Origin of the sequence: Chroococcidiopsis sp. CCNUC1 (assembly GCF_023546805.1) — a bacterium.
Lineage (GTDB): Bacteria > Cyanobacteriota > Cyanobacteriia > Cyanobacteriales > Chroococcidiopsidaceae > Chroococcidiopsis > Chroococcidiopsis thermalis.
The window spans coordinates 513,785-537,287 of sequence record NZ_CP097480.1; the positions used below are offsets into that span (position 1 = coordinate 513,785).

Consider the following 23,503-nt stretch of genomic DNA (forward strand, 5'->3'; position numbering starts at 1 on the left):
ATACATCATTACGCCGCCTCAACGTAAATTTTTGCTCTTACCCCTTGACAAAACATAGGTGAGAAAATAAGAGAAATTATTCTTTCGCTGTAGCAACCGGAATCTGCCGTCCCTACGATCTAATGAGCCAGAATAGACTGCTGTTTTCTTGTAACTGTCAAGTATTTGGTTTCCTGACTCAGAACACTTTTGATTTTTGCTTACGCGATCGCCTCAACGGGAAATTCCGTCAACGGCGATCGTTTAGCTGTTGTCTGCTTGATGGCTCGAGAACAGTTTAGAAATACGACTCTCGTAAAAGAATTCGGAATTTAGAACTATATGGTATACGGTACAAGCCTCTAGATTCATTCACGGAAAACCAGCAGATGCATAGCATCGACAATCCCTCCCCCACATTTATAACTCCATTCCAGTCTTGGGATTACACCCAGTCGAGGAAATAGCGTGGGTGAGATAACAATTCCGAATTCCGAATTCACAATTCCGAATTCGAGACGATCCGCCAAACACTTTCACTAGCGAGCTTCAAGACGCATGACTACAGAGATATCTAAAGAATCTACCTCCTACTTGCTGCCCGACTTGATCGAAATTCAAAAAGCTAGTTTTCGGTGGTTTTTAGAAGAAGGCTTAATTGAAGAACTCAACAGCTTCTCACCAATTACCGACTACACGGGCAAATTAGAACTGCACTTACTAGGTCAAAATTATAAACTCAAACAGCCTAAATACGATGTAGACGAAGCCAAGCGTCGCGATGCTACATATGCCGTACAGATGTACGTACCGACACGCTTGATCAATAAAGAGACAGGCGAGATTAAAGAACAAGAGGTTTTTATTGGCGACCTGCCCCTAATGACCGATCGCGGTACGTTTATTATTAACGGCGCAGAACGGGTAATCGTCAATCAAATCGTGCGATCGCCTGGAGTCTACTACAAATCGGAACTCGACAAAAACGGTCGTCGCACCTACAGCGCCAGTTTGATTCCTAACCGAGGCGCGTGGCTGAAATTTGAAACCGACCGGAACGATTTAGTTTGGGTACGCATTGATAAAACTCGTAAACTGTCGGCGCAAATTTTGTTGAAAGCACTTGCCCTGACAGATAATGAAATTTTTGATGCCCTGCGTCACCCAGAATATTTCCAAAAAACGATCGAAAAAGAAGGGCAGTTTTCTGAAGAAGAAGCCCTGATGGAATTGTACAAAAAGCTACGTCCTGGCGAACCACCAACGGTATTGGGCGGTCAACAGCTCCTCGACTCGCGCTTTTTCGATCCCAAGCGCTACGATTTAGGGCGCGTCGGACGGTACAAACTGAATAAAAAGCTGCGCTTATCGATCCCCGATACGACGCGGGTACTGACACCAACAGATATTTTGGCAGCGATCGACTACCTGATCAACTTAGAGTTCGACATGGGTAACACCGACGATATCGATCACTTGGGCAACAGACGAGTTAGAAGCGTCGGCGAGTTGCTGCAAAACCAAGTCCGCGTCGGCTTAAACCGCTTAGAACGGATTATCCGCGAACGAATGACCGTCTCGGATACAGATAACCTCAGCCCGACTTCATTGGTCAACCCCAAACCCCTGGTCGCTGCGATTAAGGAGTTTTTTGGCTCCAGCCAACTGTCGCAGTTTATGGATCAGACCAACCCCTTAGCAGAATTGACTCACAAGCGCCGCCTCTCAGCCCTCGGCCCTGGCGGATTGACGCGAGAACGGGCGGGTTTCGCCGTGCGAGATATTCACCCCTCGCACTACGGGCGGATCTGCCCGATTGAGACTCCAGAAGGTCCCAACGCGGGTCTGATTGGTTCTTTGGCAACCCACGCCAGAGTTAACCAATACGGCTTTTTAGAAACGCCTTACCGCGAAGTGAAAAACGGGCGAGTCTTGTACGATGGCGCTCCTATTTACATGACAGCCGACGAGGAAGACGATTTTCGCGTCGCACCTGGGGACGTGCCGATCGACGAACACGGTAACTTGCTAGGCGCTCAAGTCCCCGTGCGTTATCGCCAAGACTTTACCACCACCACCCCCGACCAAGTGGACTACGTGCAGGTGACACCAGTACAAATCGTCTCTGTTGCCACCAGCTTGATCCCGTTCTTGGAACACGACGACGCTAACCGCGCCCTGATGGGTTCCAACATGCAACGGCAAGCGGTCCCCTTACTCAAACCGGAGCGACCCTTAGTTGGGACGGGGCTAGAAGCACAAGCAGCGCGGGACTCTGGGATGGTAATCATCAGCCGTACTGATGGTGAAGTCAGTTATATCGATGCCACCCGCATTCGCGTCCGTGCTGCTAATGGGAGCGAAATTGAATACCAAATGTCCAAATACCAGCGCTCCAACCAGGATACCTGTCTCAACCAGCGCCCGCTCGTCCGTAAAGGCGATCGCGTTGCTGCCGGACAGGTAATTGCTGATGGTTCCTCAACTGAGGGCGGTGAAATTGCTCTGGGACAAAATATTCTAGTTGCCTATATGCCTTGGGAAGGCTACAACTACGAAGATGCAATTTTGATCTCGGAACGGTTGGTACAGGAAGACCTGTATACCTCAATTCACGTTGAAAAGTATGAAATTGAGGCACGACAGACCAAACTCGGACCCGAAGAAATTACCCGCGAAATTCCCAATGTTGGGGAAGATGCCCTGAGACAGTTAGACGAACAAGGAATTATCCGCGTTGGCGCTTGGGTAGAATCGGGCGATATCTTAGTTGGCAAAGTTACCCCCAAAGGTGAATCTGACCAACCACCAGAAGAAAAACTGCTACGGGCAATTTTCGGTGAAAAAGCGCGGGATGTACGCGATAACTCGCTGCGCGTACCCAACGGCGAAAAAGGTCGTGTAGTAGACGTGCGCGTGTTTACCCGCGAACAGGGGGACGAACTACCCCCTGGCGCTAACATGGTCGTCCGCGTGTATGTCGCTCAAAAGCGCAAGATCCAAGTTGGCGACAAAATGGCAGGACGACACGGCAATAAGGGAATTATTTCTCGCATTTTGCCTTTAGAAGATATGCCATATTTGCCAGACGGCAGACCCGTTGACATCGTGCTGAACCCATTGGGCGTACCTTCCCGCATGAATGTGGGACAAGTGTTTGAGTGCCTCTTAGGTTGGGCGGGAGCTAACTTGGGTCTGCGGTTTAAGCTAACTCCATTCGATGAAATGTTTGGTGAAGAAGCATCGCGATCGATCGTTCACGGCAAATTGACGCAAGCCAGAGAAGACACCGCTCAAGATTGGATGTACGACCCAGAAAATCCGGGGAAAATCCAAGTATTCGACGGCAGAACGGGAGAACCATTCGATCGCCCGATCACGATTGGGATGGCTTACATGCTGAAACTGGTACATTTGGTAGACGACAAGATTCACGCTCGTTCAACAGGTCCTTACTCCTTGGTGACGCAACAACCCTTGGGTGGAAAGGCGCAGCAAGGCGGTCAGCGATTTGGCGAAATGGAAGTGTGGGCGCTAGAAGCATTCGGCGCTGCCTATACCCTGCAAGAGCTGCTAACGGTGAAATCCGACGACATGCAAGGACGGAACGAAGCCTTAAACGCGATCGTCAAAGGCAAGGCTATCCCTCGACCTGGCACGCCCGAATCTTTCAAGGTATTGATGCGAGAGTTGCAATCTTTGGGGCTAGATATTGCCGTGCATAAGGTAGAAACTCAAACTGACGGCAGTACCTCTGATGTCGAAGTGGATCTGATGGCAGATCCGGCTGGTCGCCGCACTCCTTCCCGTCCTACCTACGAATCTCTCAGTCGCGAATCGTTGGAAGAAGAAGAAATTTAACTAGGAGTAAGGGGCGAGGAGCGAGGAGCGAGGGATAATTCTTATCTTCCCCTCACTCCTGACTCCTCACTCCTGACTCCTTCCTTACCCCTTACCCCTCAAATATGAGACCAGGATTATCAAATCAGTTCGACTACGTAAAAATTGCGATCGCCTCGCCTGACCGGATTCGGGTCTGGGGAGAAAGAACCTTGCCTAACGGTCAGTTGGTGGGCGAGGTGACAAAGCCAGAAACAATTAACTATAGAACGCTCAAGCCAGAAATGGACGGGCTATTTTGCGAGCGAATCTTCGGTCCGGCGAAAGATTGGGAGTGTCACTGCGGCAAGTATAAGCGCGTCCGGCATCGGGGCATTGTTTGCGAGCGTTGCGGTGTGGAAGTTACGGAATCCCGCGTCCGCCGCCACCGGATGGGTTTTATCAAACTCGCGGCTCCAGTTGCCCACGTTTGGTATCTCAAGGGTATTCCTAGTTATATTTCGATTTTGTTAGATATGCCCTTACGGGATGTCGAGCAAATTGTTTACTTTAACGCTTATGTCGTCCTCAAACCAGGCAACGCCGAGACTTTAACGTACAAACAATTGCTCAGCGAAGACCAGTGGATTGAGATTGAAGACCAACTTTACAGCGAAGATTCTACCCTAGAAGGTATAGAAGTAGGAATCGGAGCTGAGGCATTAGCGAATTTGCTCTCGGATATCAAACTGGAACCAGAAGCAGAAACGCTGCGGCAAGAAATTGGTACGGCAAAAGGACAGAAACGGGCAAAACTGATCAAACGGCTGCGGGTGATCGATAACTTTATCGCCACTGGCTCGAAACCAGAGTGGATGGTAATGAGTTATATTCCAGTAATTCCCCCAGACTTGCGCCCAATGGTACAGCTCGACGGCGGACGATTTGCTACGTCCGACTTAAACGATCTGTATCGTCGCGTAATCAACCGGAACAACCGTTTGGCGCGCTTGCAAGAGATTTTGGCTCCTGAAATCATCGTCCGTAACGAAAAACGGATGCTGCAAGAAGCCGTCGATGCTTTGATCGATAACGGTCGGCGGGGACGCACGGTGGTAGGCGCAAACAATCGTCCGTTGAAATCCTTATCGGATATTATCGAAGGGAAACAAGGTCGCTTCCGCCAAAACTTGCTCGGCAAACGGGTTGATTATTCGGGACGTTCGGTAATCGTCGTCGGACCCAAACTTAAAATTCACCAGTGCGGTTTGCCACGGGAAATGGCAATCGAGCTATTCCAGCCGTTTGTGATCCATCGTCTGATTCGCGGTGGAATTGTCAACAATATTAAAGCTGCGAAAAAACTGATTCAGCGCAATGACCCCAGCGTGTGGGACGTTTTAGAAGAGGTGATTGAAGGACACCCAGTCCTGCTCAACCGCGCTCCAACGCTTCACCGCTTGGGGATTCAATCTTTCGAGCCAATTTTGGTAGAAGGTCGTGCCATTCAGCTCCATCCTTTGGTCTGTCCGGCGTTCAACGCTGACTTTGATGGCGACCAGATGGCGGTTCACGTGCCTCTGTCCCTGGAATCGCAGTCAGAAGCAAGATTGTTGATGCTAGCTTCTAACAATATTCTGTCTCCAGCAACAGGCAGACCGATTATTACTCCCAGCCAAGATATGGTTTTGGGCTGTTACTACTTAACTGCCGAAAATCCCAACAACAATCGTGGCGCTGGCAGTTACTTTGCATCGCTCGATGACGCGATCGTAGCTTACGAGCAAGAGCGAGTAGACCTACACGCCAAAGTTTGGGTACGCTACGACGGCAAAGTAGAGACGGCGAAGCCAGACAGCGAGCCTTTAAAAGTAGAAAAGCAGGGTGACGGCACCGTGACCAAACACTTTCGCGAACGACGAGTCCGAGAGGATGGTAGCGGTAATTTGCTGTCGCAGTTCATCCTGACAACTCCTGGTCGGATTATTTACAACAAAGCAATTCAAGACTCGATTGTCAGCTAGGGATTAGGGGGCTGGGGACTAGGAAAATTTCAAAATTCGCAATTAACTCACTTCCCCTGTAAGGGCGGGTTCAACCGCAGAAGGATTTATTCCAGAACAGGTATCTTCAAAAAACCCGCCCCTACGATTCCCCACTCATCACGCGCTACGCACTACTCACTACTCACTACTCACTAAAAACATGGCAGACGGTAAGGAATTTATTTTTCGCAACCGCGTAGTTGGTAAAAGCCAGCTGAGAAATCTAATTGCTTGGTCGTTCACGACTTACGGCACTGCTCGCACGGCAGTTATGGCAGATAAGCTGAAAGATTTAGGATTTCGCTACGCGACGAAAGCAGGGATCTCAATTAGCGTTGACGATTTGATGGTTCCGCCTTCTAAGCGATCGCTCTTGGAAGCTGCCGAAGCCGAAATTAGAGCCACGGAAGCGCGTTACCAACGGGGAGAAATCACTGAGGTCGAGCGTTTCCAAAAAGTGATCGACACTTGGAACAGTACCAGCGAAGCCCTCAAAGATGAAGTGATGAGTCACTTCGAGCGGACGAATCCGCTGAACTCGGTACACATGATGTCTATTTCTGGGGCGCGGGGTTCGATCGCCCAGGTGCGGCAGTTGGTCGGAATGCGCGGGTTGATGGCAGACCCTCAAGGGGAAATTATCGACTTGCCAATTAAAACGAATTTCCGCGAAGGGCTGACCGTTACCGAATACATTATCTCGTCCTACGGGGCGAGAAAGGGTCTGGTAGATACGGCGCTGCGCACGGCAGACTCCGGTTACTTAACACGACGCTTGGTAGACGTATCCCAAGACGTGATCGTACGGGAATTTGACTGCGGTACGACCCGCGCCATTCCCGTGCGCCCGATGATGGATGGCGATCGCACTTTGATTCCGATCGGCAATCGTTTGCTGGGGCGAGTCGCGGCAGTTGATGTCATCCACCCAAAAACGAAAGAAGTTTTGGTGCAGAGAAACCAGCCCATTCATGATGAATTGGCACAGGCAGTAGACAAAGCAGGCGTTGAAGAAGTAATGGTACGATCGCCCCTCACCTGCGAAGCAGCGCGGTCGGTCTGCCAGCACTGTTATGGCTGGAGCTTGGCACACGCCAAGATGGTGGATTTGGGTGAAGCGGTGGGGATCATTGCCGCTCAAAGTATTGGCGAACCAGGCACGCAGCTAACCATGCGTACCTTCCACACGGGCGGCGTATTTACCGGAGAAGTAGCGCGACAAGCACGGGCAGAACAAGACGGTACGATTCGGATGCCGCGCAATCTCCGCAATCGTCCGTTTAGAACCCGCCACGGGGAAGACGCGCTGATGGCGGAAAACAATGGGGCGCTGACTTTGGAGCTTGCCAATGGCAGCAAAGTGAATATTCCCGTTAACCAAGGTTCGATCGTGTATGTCAATGACGGTCAGACAGTAACAGTTGGACAACTAATCGCTGAAGTCCCCGTTGGCAACCGTACCACCAGAGTTAACACGGAAAAAGTTACGAAAGACGTGGCTTCGGACTTGGCAGGAGAAGTCAAATTTGCGGATGTCGTCGCCGAGGAAAAGACCGACCGTCAAGGTAACACGACGACGACTGCATCTAGAGGCGGCTTGATCTGGATCTTGTCGGGAGAAGTTTACAACTTGCCCCCAGGTGCAGAACCCAGCGTCAACAACGGCGATCGCGTCGAAGCGAATAGCGTCTTGGCGCAGATGAAACTGACCAGCGTGCATGGGGGTGTCGTGCGCTTACCCCAAGCTGCTGATGGGGCGCGGCAGCGAGAAATTGAAATCATTACTGCCTCTGTGGTTCTCGATACGGCTACCGTGCGATCGGAAAGCTTTCAAGGTCGCGAGCATTACACGATCGAAACAAATAACGGTCAACAATTTTCGCTCTTAGCAACCCCAGGCACAAAAGTGCAAAACGGTCAAGTTGTTGCAGAGCTAATTGACGATCGCTACCGCACTGCTACTGGTGGAATTGTCAAATTTGCTGGGGTAGAAATCGGGAAAAAAGGTAAGGCAAAGCAAGGTTACGAAGTCGTCAAGGGTGGAACTTTGTTGTGGATTCCTGAAGAATCCCACGAAGTCAATAAGGATATCTCCCTGCTAATCGTCGAGGACGGCACGTATGTCGAAGCGGGTACGGAAGTCGTAAAGGATATCTTCTGCCAGAATAGCGGCGTTGTCACCGTGACTCAGAAGAATGACATTTTGCGCGAACTGGTGGTGAAGCCAGGGGAATTGCTGATGTTAGACGACCCAGAAGCAGCACTCGGCAGAGACGGAACTTTAGGTCAGCCTGGAGAAGAAATCGTCCCAGGACATACCCTATCCGAACTGCGTTATATCGAGTATGTCGAATCGCCTGAAGGTCCAGCCTTACTGCTACGTCCCGCAATCGAATATGCCGTACCAGATGTTCCACCCGTACCCAGCACGCAATCCGTTAACCAATCGGGTCGCCGGATTGAGTTGCGATCGATGCAGCGTATTGCTTTTAAAGATTCCGAGCGGGTGAAGTCGATTGAAGGAGTAGAACTGCTGCGGACGCAATTGGTCTTGGAAATCGAGCAAGACACGAGCGGAGAACACGGTAGTTCGCCAATGGTGGCAGATATCGAATTGATTCCCGATGCAGAAGATCCCGAACTCCAGCGCTTGCAGTTGGTAATTTTGGAGTCTCTAACAATCCGCCGCGACGTAGCCGCCGATGCTACCCAAGGCAGTACTTCAACCACATTACTCGTAGAAGACGGGCAGAATATTCCACCTGGTGCAGTGGTGGCACGGACGGCAATTCAGTGCAAAGAAGCCGGAGAAATTCGCGGTATTCGCGAAGGTGCGGAAGCCATTCGCCGCATTCTGGTGTTGCGAGAAAGCGATCGCCTATCCATTCCAACCAAAGAACGTCCTCAAGTCAAAATTGGTGACTTGGTTGTAGCAGGTATGGAAATCGCTCCGGGAGCAGTTGTGGCTGAATCCGGGCAAGTACTGGAAATTAAGAAGGCAACGGGAGACAAAAAAGAGCAGGAACAACCAGGCGATGGTGCGTTGGTTAGCAATGCTTATGAAGTGGTTGTACGCACAGGTCGCCCTTATCGCGTCAGTAACGGTGCGGTATTGCAAGTCGAAGACGGCGAACTGGTTCAACGGGGCGATAACTTAGTGTTGTTGGTCTTTGAACGGGCAAAAACCGGAGACATCATTCAGGGTTTACCCAGAATTGAGGAACTACTGGAAGCACGCAAGCCAAAAGAAGCGTGTATCCTTGCCCGTGCTGGCGGTACGGTAGAATACAATCGGATTGAGGATGAAACTGTTGCCATTAAGGTGATTGAAGATTCTGGCAATCTTACCGAGTATCCAATTGGACCTGGGCAAAATGCCATTGTCTCTGATGGAGCGCACATAGAGTTAGGTACGCCACTGACCGACGGTCCAGCAAACCCCCATGAAATTCTGGAGATTTTCTACAATCGCAATGCTGCCGAGGGTGTCTATGCTAGTGCGCTGGAAGCTTTACAGCGAGTTCAGACATTTCTAGTGAATGAAGTTCAGTCCGTCTATCAGTCTCAAGGCATTGATATTTCTGACAAGCACATCGAAGTGATCGTGCGTCAGATGACTTCCAAAGTGCGGATCGACGATGGTGGCGACACGACCATGTTGCCAGGGGAGTTGATCGAACTGCGGCAAGTCGAGCAGGTCAACGAAGCAATGAGCATCACTGGTGGGGCGAAAGCACAGTATACGCCGATGCTCTTGGGTATTACCAAGGCATCGCTGAATACGGATAGCTTCATTTCAGCAGCTTCGTTCCAAGAAACGACTAGGGTACTGACTGAAGCAGCGATCGAGGGTAAATCTGATTGGTTGCGGGGTCTGAAAGAAAACGTAATCATCGGACGCTTGATTCCAGCGGGAACTGGTTTTAACACCTACGAAGAAGTCAGTACGACCAGTACTGACGATTTCGACACCATGTCAACCAGCGTCTTTGATGATGGTGACGATGCCATGGATGTCGTCCTCGACGATCGCACGGCTCGTGCCTATAACTTAGACGGGATGGGAGATAGCTTCGGTTTCGATCGCAACGCTGCCATCCTGGATGAAGATGACGATCTGATGATCGACGACTCTTCAGCTGGCGACATGGATGATGACGATGATGACGATGACGACTTCGACGACGACGATATCTAACTAAAAAATAGGGTGGGCATTGCCCACCCTTTCGTTTTCTGTCAAGAGACAAAATTTCGCCTCTCGATAAATAAAATCTCTTATTTGAGCGAAGCGCTTTGCAACTCGCCCGTGCGGACGGAAAGTTGTTGAGTTCGATCGCCCCGCCGGACTTTGACTTGGATCGCCTGCCCGACTTGAGTATCCTCGACTAAACTTTGTAGCTGTTCGGCTTTCGTAATCGTCTGCCCGTCTACTTGGACGATGACATCTCCCCGACGCAACCCAGCGGCAGCAGCAGGCGAGTTGGGTAAGACTCGTACTACCAATACGCCATTCACTTCGGGAATTTGAATTGCCGAATTAGGATCGCTGTTATTTTGCCTTGCCAATGAGGGGGTAAGGGTTTCCATTTGTACCCCAATATATGGATGGGCGACTTGCTCACCTCGAATTAACCGATCTTTAATCGCTTTGGCTTTGTCAATTGGAATTGCAAAACCGATCCCCATCCCGTCAGCGCGAATCGCCGTGTTGATGCCGATGACCTCACCGCGATCGTTCAATAGCGGACCCCCAGAATTACCAGGATTGATCGCCGCATCGGTTTGAATGAAATCTAGCCGTTTATCGGGAATGCCAACTTGGGCGCTAGAACGCTTAAGAGTGCTGACAATACCAAGGGTGACGGTGTTATCTAATCCCAAGGGATTTCCCACGGCGATCGCCCAATCTCCAACCTGGACGCTAGAAGAGTCTCCCAAAGGTGCTACGGGCAAATTTTTGCCGTTGACTTTAATCGCTGCCAAATCGGTAACTTCATCTACACCTTGCACCTGACCTTCCAAAACACGCCCATCTTTTAAAGTTACCGTTACCTTATCGGCTTGAGCGACAACGTGGGCATTGGTTAAAATCTCGCCGCTAGAATCGACAATGAAGCCAGAACCCAATCCTTGTAAACGTTCGGGTGGCAATTGTTGGGGAAAGTTTTCGCCAAAAAAGCGCCGGAAAAATGGGTCGTCTGAAAAAGGATCGGGTAGGCGGCGCGTAATCGTGCGTTCTGTATCGATGCGTACCACCGCTTGTCCGACGCGATTAACTGCCGCAGTTACAAAGCTGTTGGGCTGGATGGCAGCTTTTTGAGTTGGGGCTGCTGGTGTGGCAGCTTGGGAAATAGTTGCTTGAGGTACTGGGTCTGCTTGTGATGGTAGTACCCACAGACAACCGCTTAGAAATACACCTATAACAATCGCCAACACATAAGTACTGAGTTGGCGGATATACTGCATAACTTTTCGTAATTGCATAGAATCAACAATTTCTGACTTACGACTTACGACTTACCAATGACTCATGACCAATGACAAGTTATATCTAATATTTTGGCAAAGCTTGCAGCAGATAGCGGAAACTGACTCAATTGCTCTAGGCTAGAATTTGAACTAACTCTATTAGCGGGTGCGATCGCGCATGAACGGCACAGATAAACTAACAAAAAGCTCCTCGTCAATTGCTAGGACTGAAAAACTCTCCCCATCTACTGACTTAGACCTCAGCCACAGTCACGTTCACGAGCAGGGGTCGGCTCACGCTCACGTTCACGTCCATAGTGAAGAATCTCTACGCGCCGTAATCAATCGACTTTCTCGCATTGAAGGACACATTCGCGGGATTAAAACTATGGTGCAAGAAAACCGAGATTGTCCCGAGGTATTGACGCAGATTGCAGCCGTGCGCGGAGCGCTCGATCGCGTTGCTCGCATGATTTTAGACGAGCATCTGACTGAATGTATTGCTAGAGCTGCTCGAGTAGGAAATTTGGAAGACGAAATCGATGAATTGAAAAAAGCTCTGGATCGATTTTTGCATTAGTCCAGCATTGCAAAAACAAAGTGCCAGTGAATCACAGCGCTAAATGCTCGTAGATATTGGATTTTTTGACTTCTGACTTTTGACTTCTGACTTCTGACTTCTCACTTCTCGTACTAAAACCGTACTTTATACAATTGAAATAATTCCCCTGCTTGCCGTGCCACAATTTTAGCACCAGTAGCTTTTATCGTTTTTTCCCACTCAGATATAGGCTCCAGAAACACTTCTGCACCCAGGTAGGTTTCTAAAACTGCCCAATCTTCTGCTAGGGGTGTTTCGGAGTTGAGAATGTCGAAGACAAAAAAACCATTCGGTTTCAGCACCCGCTTGACTTCTGCCATGACGGTACTCCAGTACTCGCGGGGAAAATAACAGCTAAATCCAGTGGCGATCGCTAAGTCAAATTGAGCTGGAGCGTAGTTTAACTGGTGGGCTGGTCTTAATTCAACACCTTTAAATAACTTTGAATTCAACTGCGGACTGCGAGCATTCAAGGTATCCCGCGCTACTGTACTAACTTCTTGACCGTAAAAAAATGCTTGCCATTCCGTCCAAGGATAAATCAGAAAGCTAACACCACAGCCAATATCTAAGCAAGTTTGATTTTTCTGCGGTTGAGCCATCTCCCAAAAAGGAGAAGCCAGTCTGCCAGCCAGAATACCAGTTTTCCACTCGTGAAATATCGGCATTGCCTGCACTTCTGGCGGGAGTGCCAAATCTTGACCTTGATACTGTCGGTTGAACCGATACCCTACTTGCTTGACTATTTCTTCCCAATTCTGCGATTGAAAAATGTTGCTGCTTTGAAAGCTAGGCGAATTCGAGTTGCTGCTGCTTGGTTTGGACATAATAGAAAGGTAACTAGTCTGTTATTCTTTCATTTCTGGCACAAAACCCAAATAACCCCGTGGGGTAATTATCCAATTGGCATAGGTGCGAGTACTAGAATTGCCAATTAATACAGTAGATAGCATATCGACGGGCAAATCGAGTAACTTTTCTAAAGTTGTTAGGTAAATTTGTTCGTCTTGACGGTAAGCCGCACGGACGATCGCGACTGGAGTGTTTGGAGCGCGATATTGTAGGAAAATGTCTCTGGCGATTTGTAGCTGTTGGACGCGCGATTGCGATCGCGGATTGTAAATTGCCGTGACAAAATCAGCCATTGCTGCGGCAATCAAGCGCTTTTCAATAACTTGCCAAGGGGTGAGTAAATCGCTTAAGCTAATGGCGCAAAAGTCGTGCATTAGAGGCGTGCCGACGCGAGCAGCGGCGGCTTGCAACGCCGTAATTCCAGGAAAAACTTGTACTTGAGGTGTGTTTCCGTCCCAGTCTCCTGCTTGCAATTCTTCCATCACCAACCCTGCCATACCGTAAATGCCGCAGTCTCCCGAAGATACCACCGCTACCGTTAAGCCCCACTGCGCCAGTTCGATCGCTCTTTGAGCGCGCTGTCTTTCTTGGGTAATGGGTAAAGTTTCGATAATTTGCTGGGGTTGTAGCAGTGTCGCAATCAATTCTATGTAGAGAGAGTAACCGATAACTGCATCAGCCGTGGCGATCGCGCTTTTGGCAGCTGGGGTGATTTGCTCGATCGCACCAGGTCCTATTCCCACGAGGAACAGTTTCCCAATACGACCCGTATATTCGATTTCCGATTGGGCGATCGCGATCGTGACTGCACCTTGAAGATTTTGGCTGTTTATTTCTGCATCTAAATTGTCAGCCGTGCTACGGAAGACTTGTTTTGTCACTAATAAGTTTTGAGAGTTGGCAGCCCGTAAAGCCGCAGCTTCAGCGACGCTAGGAGTGCCGACTTCTCGTTCTACGACTGATGAGGGGTTAGGAACGGAAATCGCGCTCAAGATTTCGGCGGGGAAAGTCCGTAAGGGAAAATCGTAGGCGTGGCACAATTCGACTAACCCAACTTCATCAGCTTTCAGGTCGATCGTAGCAATCCCGGCGATCGCGTCTATAGCAAGTTGATTTTCTCGGCATACCTGTTGAAGTGCAGCTTCAATCAGTTGTCTTGAGGTTCCCCGTTCGCAACCGATTCCCACCCACAAGACACGGGGATGCCATTGGATTTGAGGCGATTGTGCTTCCTGGATCGGGCGTGGTGTAATCCAAATTTTGACTTTTGCGTCAGAAGATACTGCAAAACTCAAATTTGACTGTTGGACGCTAGCTGTCGATCGCCACAAGGTAGAACCAGCTTCTTGAATGACTTGTACGGGTTCGCCACGCACTACTGCCGCACTCACTTCCGTCCAATCTCCTCTACCTTTATGCCACCCAAAGGGAACGCCCAATAAATCTACGGCGGGTAATCCTAAGCTTGTAGAAGCGCTGGTTAATATTGGAGTTGCATCGATGAGCTGGGCAATTATTTTTGTGAGACGATCTGCTCCACCTTGATGTCCGCCACACAAACTGATGACAAACTTTCCTGCCTCATCGACGACCACAACTGCCGGATCGGTAGCCTTGTTTTGCAATAAGGGTGCGACAATCCTCACAACTGCCCCAGTTGCCAAACAAAAAATAAAGGCGCGGTGAGATTGCCACAATTCGGCTACGTGAGATTTGAGCGAACCCGAGTAGGATTGGACTCCGGCAATACTCGATAAAGACTCTGGAACCCAGATTGGACTATTAGCTTGACAAATAGACCGCAATCTACTAGCACCAGTAGAAGTTGTCGCGATCGCGCATAAAGGTTGAAAATCTTGCAACAACACAATTTTTCGCTCTAAAGCACTGATGTAGAAAAATAAGGTGAGCATTGCTCACCCTACCCACGAACTATTACAAATGACCAATGACTGATGAGTGATAAATTATTCCCAAGAATCAAGATTAAAAGCTTGAAATCCTTCCCGTTCTGCTAAAGCAAACATGCTACCCAACTGATACCAAACTAACAAACCAGTCAGTAACGTCAGGGGAACGGCAAAAGCATAAGACATCATGATGGGGAAGCCAAAAATTTCAATCCCAGAGGCAAGAAAGACGCAAACACCGACAGCCATGCCCAAAAAAGGAAAAATTAATTGTCCGGTGCGGATTTTAGCCATTGTATCGGTATCGGTGGCGCGATCGCTCGACCATTTTTGTAGCAGCTGTTTGAGCGTGCCAGAAAACGCCGCTCCAGAAGTCAAGGCGACAAACAAACCTGCAACGAGCAGGAAATAAGGCGGAGTGGACGGGTAAAACATGGAAGATACCTTAAACTTACAAATTTTTTATTTTAACTTTTGTTACTTTCAACATCTTACCCTTTTGCATCCATCATGTATTCCCTTACCGCTCTCGATCTGGGGTAGCAATGAGTGAAAATACTGCTGTCGGCAGAATTGCCGCCGTTTCTCTAGATAAATTGGCGATCGCTCCAATCGCGGCATCAAACAGACGTGCGGGCTGAATTTCATCCTTGACTAAATTCCAGATCCGCTGTACTTCTGCTGTATGCAGGCGATCGTCTTCCGTCAGTGCCATCACCAATTGTTGCCGTAGGTATTTCCCTTCTTCAGATAGAAGATACTGCAAGCCGAGTTGAGCGGTGGGTAGAATATCAAAACTATCGTCAGCGCTAGCGATGTCGAGCAAATCTTCCAACCGCTGCCACTGAAACTTACCATTTTTGAACAAGAGATTGAGTAACCTGCGCCGCAGTTCGGGGGTTTCACCCGTCAGTAACCGCCGTGCCACATAGGGATAAGCAACTTCGATAATCTTGAAATCTGGATTAAGGCTGAGGGCAATTCCTTCTTGCGTAATCAAAGAACGGATAATTAGCGCAAATTTAGAAGGGACGCGGAAAGGATAGTCATACATCAACTCCGAATAGGAGTCGGTGATGGTTTTGAAGTTAAAATCTCCTACATTTTTACCGATCGCGCTACCCCAAACTGCTTCTAAAGCTGGGATAATCGGGCGAATATCAGTGTCTGGCGTGAGAAATCCTAGCTTGACGTAATCTTCTGCCAATTCGTCATAATCTTTATTCACGAGATGCACGATCGCATCTACTAGCGTTTCTTTTGTCCGCTCGTCCAATTGATCCATCATGCCGAAGTCAATGTAAGCCATTCGTCCGTCTGGCATGGCAAACAAATTACCTGGATGGGGGTCAGCATGAAAGAATCCGTGTTCTAGTAGCTGTTGCAGCCCAGCTGTCACACCAATTTCGATCAATTCATCTGTATTCAATCCCGCTGCTTGGATGCTAGCAGTGTCATTCAACTTAAATCCGTTAATCCACTCCAGCGTCAGGACGCGAGTATTCGTATAGCGCCAGTAAATTAAAGGAATTTTGACGTGAGGATCGTTACGGAAGTTGGTCGCAAACTTTTCGGCGTTCCGTCCTTCGTTGAGGTAATCGATTTCCTCAAATAACTTCGTCCCAAATTCGTCTACAATCATCGTCAGATCGTGACCGAGATTGAGCGGCAACCAAGGAGATAGCCAACTCGCCGCCCAACGCATTAAGTAAAGGTCGAGGGTAATCGTCGGGCGTAAATTCGGACGCTGTACCTTAACGGCAACTTCTTCGCCACTATGGAGCCGAGCGCGATACACTTGTCCCAAACTCGCAGCAGCTACAGGTTGTGGCGAAATTTGACTGTAAATTTCTTCAACCGAGCGCCCCAATTCGGTTTCAATCGTGCGCAAAGCAATTTCCTGCTCGAAGGCAGGTAGTTGGTCTTGCAGTTTTACCAGTTCGTCTAGAAAATCTTTTCTCACCAAATCTGGGCGAGTGGAGAGCGCTTGACCGACTTTGATAAACGTCGGACCCAGATCTGTAAGGAGCTGCCGCAGTTGGACGGCTCGTTTGAGCTTATTTTCTTCTTCGCGATCGCGCCAATCGTCCCACTTTAAACCAAAAATAAACCCAGCAAACAACCAGACGACCTTGAAAGCCCGCGCTACAGCCAGCAAAGGACGGAAGCGATAATACTGCGCGATCGCTTCTGGATCGTAGCGTTTAAGCTGAGCGAGTTGATACTGACCCACGCCTTGACTTGCCTCTTTACAATCGGATATTTACACTCGTTTACTAACCAGGGTAATCTCGTGACTACTTTTAACTACGAGTCAATCAGCTTAGATTCCCAAACAGTCAACTATAGCCTCTTTAAACTGCCCTGTCGATGTCTTCTTATACGTAGAATACGTTATTTAAATTGTATCTATTCTTAACATAGTATATAAAAGTACAAATCAATTGATAAGAAAAGTTAAGAAGAGGAGTCAGGAGTCAGGAGCCAGGAGTCAGGACCAGGAGTCAGGAGTCAGGAGCCAGGAGTCAGGAGCCAGGAGTCAGGAGCCAGGAGTCAGGAGTCAGGAGTCAGGAGCCAGGAGTCAGGAGCCAGGAGTCAGGAGTCAGGAGTCAGGAGTCAGGAGATAATTGTGAATTGTGAATTGATTTTGTCTCCCTTGTCTCCCTTGTCTCCCTTGTCCCCTGCTTCCTATTTAGAAGCCTTAGCCTCCAAGCTCTCCAGCCGACTCATCAGGGTTTGGTTTTGTTTTTTGAGCTGGTCGATTTCGTCGCGGAGTTGCTTGACAGCTTGGTCAGAACCTGCTGAGCTTTGGACTTTTGCTACAGCTTCTTCGGCGATTCGTTGGACTCGTCCATCAAGGGATTGCGTTGCTAAAGCTTGTAAAATCGCGATCGCTTTGGGGGTTTCCATTTGTCCCAGGGCAGTCACGACCGAGACTTGGGTGAGGAAGAAGCTTTCGTGAGATAATTCGGTTAATCGTTCTAAAATTCGGTCTAAATTGGCAGCAGATTGACCTGTGGAGATGGTTCCGAGAGCGCGGACAGCCGCAAGGCGCAAGGCTTGAGGAACTCCTAAGCGGGTGTATTCTAAAATTAGGTCTAGTGCCTCGGCTGAGATTTTCATTTGACTCAAACTCGCGATCGCCCCAGATCGGACGACTTCATTCCAGCCTGCTTTGTTTTCTAAAATCGATCTGAGCAGCTTTAAAACTTTCTCTTCCTTGGGCTTTTCTTCCAATTGGGCAGCGGCGATAACACCAATTGCCCTGGCTGCGGCTGCTTCTACGTAATAACTGCTGTCGCCATCTTCCACAATCGGCTTCAGGGCTTTGTAACTCGCATAAGTTTTGATGTTACCCAAAGCCTCGACTACGGCACGTCGTACTAAGGGATTTTCATCGTTCAATCCGACAACTAAAGCTTCAAAAGCTTGGTCGAGCTTAATTTGAGCTAATTGTTTCGCGACTTCTACTTTGACACCCCAAAAGCGATCGCTTTTCAATGCTTCAGCAAGGGCATTGAGCGCCTCTAAACCACCTTTTTTCCCCAAAGCTTCAGCTGCGTATATCCGAGAAATCGGATCGGGATCGAATTGCAACTGTGCCTTTAGTTCTGGAATAGAATATTCCAAAGTTACGGTTTTCAAGTAATTATTATTAGCATCAAAGCTAATAAACTGAGGTTTCTCTTCCAAAGGAAAGTAGAAACTCTGTTCCTTTTCATTAACGCGCACGGTGAATGTTTTTTGTAGGGGCGCATAGCTATGCGCCCCTACATCACCTTGTGCATAGCCAAAAGCGATCGGTATTTTCAAATCGAATAGATCGTTTTGGGTTTGGTTAACAGTCACCTTCGCTAATTTGCTATCGCTATCCCATGAGTAAGCAACTTTGAATTCAGGATGTCCGCCGCGATAAACATATTGATCGAAAAGAAATAAAAGATTTCGTCCTGTAACTTTCTCAATTGCCCGAAGTAAATCTACAGTTTCTACAGTATTGTGAGCGTTATCTTGCACGAAAGTTTGGATTGCCCGCCAAAATAACTCTTCTCCCAACTCTGCCCGAATCATGTGGTAAACGCAGGAACCCTTTTCATACAAGTGGCGATCGTACAATTCGATCGCCTCCCGATAAACGTGCGTTACAATTGGGCGACGATAGCGGCTGCTGTCTTCAGCGAGATAGTTTCGGGCTTCTAGCAAGCGGTAGTAGGCAGCATCTTCGGCTCCATACTCTTGTTCCGTCCACATCACCTCAGAGTAGGATGCCATGCCTTCTTTAATCCAAGCATGAGACCAGTGTTTAATTACAACTAAATCGCCAAACCACTGATGGGCGAGTTCGTGTGCGACTAGGCTTTCAGTTAAACGGTTGTCAATCGCCGCGCGTTCGTCTAACAAACATCTATCTGTCAGCAGGGTGGTAGACGTATTTTCCATCCCACCAAAAATGAAATCATCTACGCAGACTTGGGCGTATTTGGGAAAAGCATAAGGATAACCGTACTTCTGGCTGAAGAATTCGACCATGCGGGGAGTTTTGCCCATGCTGCGCCGCGCATCTTCTTCTCTACCTTTTTCTACGTAGTAAGTAACGGGTTTACCATTCCATTCATCCTGAATTTCGGCAAAGTCTCCTACTGCTAAAGTCATTAAATAGGATGGGTGGACTTGCTCTTGCAACCAGTGAAAGATTTTGTCGTCACCGTTTTCTTCGGTGTGGATTAATCTACCGTTGGAAATGGCAATGTAGGGTTTGGGGACGCGCACCCGAATTTCTGAAGTTGCGAGTTGTCCTGGGTAGTCGAAGCAGGGAAACCAGAAACGGGAGTCTTCATCTTCTCCTTGCGTCCAGACTTGAACTGGTTTGTTAGGGTAGTGTTTGTCTGGGGCGATAAAGTAAATTCCGCGTTGGGGTTTCGTGACAGAATAGGCGATCGCAATTTTGATTGATTGTCCCGTTTGTGTAGGGTTAGCTAGATTTACCTGTAGCTGTTGCCCATCATAATCGTATGTCGTTGAGGTAGCATCGACTTGGACTGAGTGAATGTTGAGACTGACTGCATCTAGCGTCAGGCGATCGATCCCGTTGCGGACGGGTTTGAGTTGAATCGTGCAAGTTCCGTCATAGCTTTGGTTGGGGATATCTAAATTGAGATCGAGAAAAATATGCTCGACTTGTCCGGGGCGATCGGGATTATAGTGGGGTTTTGCCCCTGGAAGCTCAAAAGATTTATGTTTATGACCGTTATTATCTGTATCGAAATAGGATTGCAGCATGGTAAGGGTCAACCTGCGATAGATGAAAAATAGTTGATGTTTATCTTCTATTCCTTCCAGGGTAACGCCTTTGACAGTTATCAGTTGTCAGTTATCAGTTGTCAGATTTGTGGGTGAGAGTATTTCGCGATTTCAGCCATGCAGCAACAGATTATGTCTGTTTCAGGTGCTAGTTCTACAGTTACGTCTGAAAAACAACAGAATGCTTCCAATTTTTATCCCTACTCGATCGACTTATGCAGAGATATCTGATACAATACAAAAATACTTAGGAAGTCCCCCGGTCTGACAAACTGAGGACTTCCTAAATCAAAAAGCAAATATAATTTACTTGTGTAACCGTATGTTAGCACAAACAAATCCTGCTGCGATCGCCTCCAACAAAAATTCTTTGAAATCGCGCGACATAAATGAAAGAATCAGACAGCGCGATCGGCTGATAGTCGAGAATGCCCTAGCCCAAGGATGCGACTACTGGCAGATGTTTAAAGCCATGCCCAAAGAGACATTCAAAGCTTGGCTGGAGTCGCAAGGCAAGACTTTGGCTGAAGCGAAAAAGTTCATCCGGCTATTTGAGACATTTCGAGATTTTGCGATCGAGAAGATAGAACGGATCTCTCTGACTACGTTATTTGCTCTAACTCAGAAGCGATATCAACAACTCATATCCAAGCTGTGGGGATTGCCAGCAGTCAACGAAAAGCAGGTTTCTGAATTGATGGTAGAAGAAAGGAAGAAGCAGCAACAGGACTCTGCGCCACAACGAGATTCAAGCGGATTAATTAACCTACCCAGTGGTGGTAGAGCGTTTCAGTTTCCTCTATTGCACGATGATGAAACAATTGCCCGCTTGTTGCAAGTTTTACAGTATTGGGGGTTAACGCCGCGACAACTCTTGATTGAGGCGATTGCAACTCTGCACTCTAAGCTGGAAGTTGTGTCGAGAGATAGGCAAGTGTTTGAGGCGATCGCTGTGTGAGTTTTATATGTGAGAGTTATGCAATTTGCGATCGCTCTTGTCTTTTGCGAAGATTTCTTCAAGATTTAAATCTCTTAAATATTACTACTTACTAGATCTCCCTACCAAGTAGCTAAGCAAACTAGTTATTGTAGAAGTAAGTGCGGCGATCGCAAACCTCAATTCTCCTTCAGAAACGGTATCTTTTTTGTAGAACTGTGAAAGCATAGAAGTCTATTAGTAAAATTATAATTAAAGCTACTACAAATACAGCAGTATCTTTTATCCAGAAGGAAATACGTTTTTGCTCTCGTTCTAGATCTTTATCTTTTTCACGGTTCCTCCGTTCAAACTCTACTTCTTCAGGAGAGGATAGATTTAAAGAACCTGTAGTAACTAATTTTTCTATTGCTGAAGATAGATTGAGAGAACCTCCAGAAACTATCTCGTTCGTTTCTTCTGGGCTTGGCATAAAAATATCAAAATTTAATAGTAGAATCAAGGTATATTGATTTCAGTAGACAAAGGTTGCTCTGACTCTGCAATACCGAACTTTCTACCCTGTTCTTTAGCTGCGATCGCAATTTGCATCAAAGCGATCGCTTGTCGTAATACATCGCTTTTACTTCCACCAATTTTTTGAGCAATTTCTTCTAACTTCTCATAGAGTTCTGGCGATAAGTCCAATTTGAGATGAACCATTTCTTTTGTGTTGCTCATAGTTGCATCCTCATACATATAGTTATAATTATATATGAACTGTGTTACCGGATGTATTGGTAATGAGAAGATGCGATCGCCTGTTATAAAATTAAGTTTACGCAAAGTGATCGCTTTCTTCAAAGATAGCGATTAAAGTCATAGTTATAAAATAAAACCTGCTGATGCAGGTTTCAAAACTTTCTTCTATATTAGTCCGCGTAGGCGGACTTCGTTTGTGTAGCCGCGAATTCTATTCGCCAAATATCTATCAGAATCAACCAAAAAGTGAACCTATAAAATTTACTGCATGACCAACTGCACCACCAATTTTTTCACCTATTTTTTTACCCGATGAACCACCTAATACAGTTCCAACTACTCCACCGATTGTTTTTAACACGGGAACCACAGAAAACAACTTATTCTTAATTTCCGCTCGTTGTCTATCATTAAATCTAAATCCTTGTTCTGAGTAGTTATCTTCTTCACCTCGATCGTAGCCGTTTGAGTAGCTATCCTCTTCATATTCATCGTAGCTAATAGTATAGTTGTTTCCATGCCGAGTTTTTTGTTCCTTCACATTTTTCTTTTGTTGATATTGTCTACAACCATTACTAAAATCATTAAATCCACTATTAGCATGACCATAGAACTCCCAGTTATGCTCCTTGCCATTTTGAGAGCCTGTTTCTTCGTTTGTTCTTACTTGATTTTTTTTTATTTGTTTTTTTTGACTACCATTAATTTTTTTAGCTGTTGCCATTAGAAATGGCAGAGTACCTGTTGCAGAGATTCTTACAAAAACTTTCGTATATAGTTCCTCTAGCCATTTCTCCCCATCAGGAGTTGTTTCACTTTTATTATCTACTGCAACTGATGGAATATTATTAGCTAACTCAACACCCGTATGCTTTGCTATTTCATCTCGAATACGCTTTGTTCGCTCATGCAAATCGCCCAAATAATCATCTGCTTTATTTGCACGAGTAAATATAATAACAGCGTGTTCCCAAATTTGAGGAGTAAATGCTTCTGAAATAATTTTTATTCCTCGCATTTCATCTGAAGTAACTCTCGGATCGTCTAGACGAGTTACAAACCAAAGAGAATCGACTTGTTTAACCTTTGAAAGTATGAGTTCTATATACTTTCGATCGTTCTCTTTCTCTGGAAGATCGTCACAAAGACCTGGAGTGTCAACTATTGTAAACTTAATACCATTAATTTCGCAGTCAAAAGACTCGACTTCCATTGTAGTTGGATCGTATTTACCGACTGGCGCAATCTGTTGACCCATTAATGAATTTACAGTACTAGATTTGCCAACGCCTGTACGACCAACTAAGAGAACCACAAACTTTTTATTGCGAGCTTGTGAGAAAGGTTGAATTAATGAAATTAATTCTCTTCCTATTGAGGGAACCTGATTTTGGGTGTCATTAAGTAAGTCGGTATCTTTTTGATTACTCATAATATTTTACGAATTAGTATTCGTACTTTTTTAACATATAGAATTATTATAAAAAACCGCAGATATACGCAAAGATAGCTGAATTTATCTGCGTGCATCTGCGGTTAGAAACTCGGAACTAATTATTCACCTTGAATTTCTTTCTACTTCTCTTCTCTCCACCACTCAATTCGCCGCCGCTGTTCGCGCAAATTTGCCTCTAACAAAGCATTCAAATCATCTAAATCTAAAATATGTTTATCCATGCGTCTATTAAGTTCTTTTAGCTTAGCAATATGACGCGCTCTTATTTCTAGCGATGGTATTTTTGATTGCTGATTCATCGTTACACCAATTATCTGAATTTGATTAAACACTGTAGGGGCGCACAGCTGTGCGCCCCTACCAATATCATGCACCTAACCAACAATTACA

16 protein-coding genes are annotated in these 23,503 nt (G+C 47.1%); 6 read left to right on the forward strand and 10 right to left on the reverse strand.

Annotated elements, in window-relative coordinates; genetic code table 11:
* Positions 1–189: 189 nt before the first annotated feature.
* The 4 genes from M5J74_RS32475 (at position 190) to M5J74_RS02470 (ending at position 10,041) form a co-directional block, all read left to right on the forward strand.
* The gene (locus M5J74_RS32475; RefSeq protein WP_255409909.1) at positions 190–315 is read left to right on the forward strand and encodes a hypothetical protein; all 126 of its coding nucleotides are present in this window, start codon (positions 190–192) and stop codon (positions 313–315) included.
* Between the two features lie 222 nt (positions 316–537).
* Positions 538–3,840 (forward strand): DNA-directed RNA polymerase subunit beta, encoded by a 3,303-nt coding sequence (gene rpoB / locus M5J74_RS02460; RefSeq protein WP_015152548.1) that lies wholly within the window; start codon positions 538–540, stop codon positions 3,838–3,840.
* Positions 3,841–3,944: 104 nt separating this feature from the next.
* Positions 3,945–5,822 carry a DNA-directed RNA polymerase subunit gamma gene (locus tag M5J74_RS02465; protein WP_041462323.1) on the forward strand — a complete coding sequence of 626 codons (1,878 nt, stop codon included), beginning with the start codon at positions 3,945–3,947 and terminating at the stop codon, positions 5,820–5,822.
* Positions 5,823–6,003: 181 nt separating this feature from the next.
* Positions 6,004–10,041 carry a DNA-directed RNA polymerase subunit beta' gene (locus M5J74_RS02470; RefSeq protein ID WP_250015218.1) on the forward strand — a complete coding sequence of 1,346 codons (4,038 nt, stop codon included), beginning with the start codon at positions 6,004–6,006 and terminating at the stop codon, positions 10,039–10,041.
* Positions 10,042–10,121: 80 nt separating this feature from the next.
* Here M5J74_RS02470 and M5J74_RS02475 read toward each other — a convergent pair whose 3' ends face one another.
* A complete protein-coding gene (locus tag M5J74_RS02475; RefSeq protein ID WP_106169693.1) occupies positions 10,122–11,330 on the reverse strand; it encodes an HhoA/HhoB/HtrA family serine endopeptidase in 1,209 nt (402 codons plus the stop codon).
* Positions 11,331–11,493: 163 nt separating this feature from the next.
* On the opposite strand from M5J74_RS02475, the gene M5J74_RS02480 reads away from it, so the two are divergent.
* Positions 11,494–11,895, forward strand: coding sequence for a metal-sensitive transcriptional regulator (locus M5J74_RS02480; protein ID WP_015152552.1), 402 nt, complete (start codon positions 11,494–11,496; stop codon positions 11,893–11,895).
* Between the two features lie 113 nt (positions 11,896–12,008).
* Here M5J74_RS02480 and M5J74_RS02485 read toward each other — a convergent pair whose 3' ends face one another.
* The 5 genes from M5J74_RS02485 to M5J74_RS02505 all read right to left on the reverse strand — a co-directional run bounded on the left by M5J74_RS02485 (position 12,009) and on the right by M5J74_RS02505 (position 19,958).
* Positions 12,009–12,743, reverse strand: coding sequence for a class I SAM-dependent methyltransferase (locus tag M5J74_RS02485; RefSeq protein ID WP_250015220.1), 735 nt, complete (start codon positions 12,741–12,743; stop codon positions 12,009–12,011).
* A 21-nt stretch (positions 12,744–12,764) separates the two neighbouring features.
* Complete coding sequence (gene cobJ / locus M5J74_RS02490; protein WP_250015221.1) at positions 12,765–14,681, reverse strand: precorrin-3B C(17)-methyltransferase; 1,917 nt, start codon at positions 14,679–14,681, stop codon at positions 12,765–12,767.
* Between the two features lie 54 nt (positions 14,682–14,735).
* Positions 14,736–15,113 carry a hypothetical protein gene (locus tag M5J74_RS02495; RefSeq protein WP_015152555.1) on the reverse strand — a complete coding sequence of 126 codons (378 nt, stop codon included), beginning with the start codon at positions 15,111–15,113 and terminating at the stop codon, positions 14,736–14,738.
* An 85-nt stretch (positions 15,114–15,198) separates the two neighbouring features.
* Entirely contained in the window at positions 15,199–16,911 is a 1,713-nt protein-coding gene (locus M5J74_RS02500) for an AarF/ABC1/UbiB kinase family protein (RefSeq protein ID WP_015152556.1), read from the reverse strand.
* A gap of 455 nt (positions 16,912–17,366) precedes the next feature.
* Positions 17,367–19,958 (reverse strand): M1 family metallopeptidase, encoded by a 2,592-nt coding sequence (locus M5J74_RS02505; RefSeq protein ID WP_250015223.1) that lies wholly within the window; start codon positions 19,956–19,958, stop codon positions 17,367–17,369.
* Between the two features lie 343 nt (positions 19,959–20,301).
* Between M5J74_RS02505 and M5J74_RS02510 the strand changes: the two genes are divergently transcribed.
* Complete coding sequence (locus M5J74_RS02510; protein ID WP_106216903.1) at positions 20,302–20,937, forward strand: hypothetical protein; 636 nt, start codon at positions 20,302–20,304, stop codon at positions 20,935–20,937.
* Between the two features lie 169 nt (positions 20,938–21,106).
* On the opposite strand, the gene M5J74_RS02515 is transcribed toward M5J74_RS02510, so the two are convergent.
* The 4 genes from M5J74_RS02515 to M5J74_RS02530 form a co-directional block, all read right to left on the reverse strand.
* Positions 21,107–21,388 carry a hypothetical protein gene (locus M5J74_RS02515; protein ID WP_106216902.1) on the reverse strand — a complete coding sequence of 94 codons (282 nt, stop codon included), beginning with the start codon at positions 21,386–21,388 and terminating at the stop codon, positions 21,107–21,109.
* Between the two features lie 26 nt (positions 21,389–21,414).
* Positions 21,415–21,636, reverse strand: a complete 222-nt coding sequence (locus M5J74_RS02520; RefSeq protein ID WP_106216909.1) for a ribbon-helix-helix protein, CopG family — start codon at positions 21,634–21,636, stop codon at positions 21,415–21,417.
* A gap of 256 nt (positions 21,637–21,892) precedes the next feature.
* Positions 21,893–23,089, reverse strand: a complete 1,197-nt coding sequence (locus M5J74_RS02525; protein ID WP_106216901.1) for a GTPase — start codon at positions 23,087–23,089, stop codon at positions 21,893–21,895.
* Between the two features lie 143 nt (positions 23,090–23,232).
* Entirely contained in the window at positions 23,233–23,412 is a 180-nt protein-coding gene (locus tag M5J74_RS02530) for a hypothetical protein (RefSeq protein WP_106216908.1), read from the reverse strand.
* Positions 23,413–23,503 lie beyond the last annotated feature (91 nt).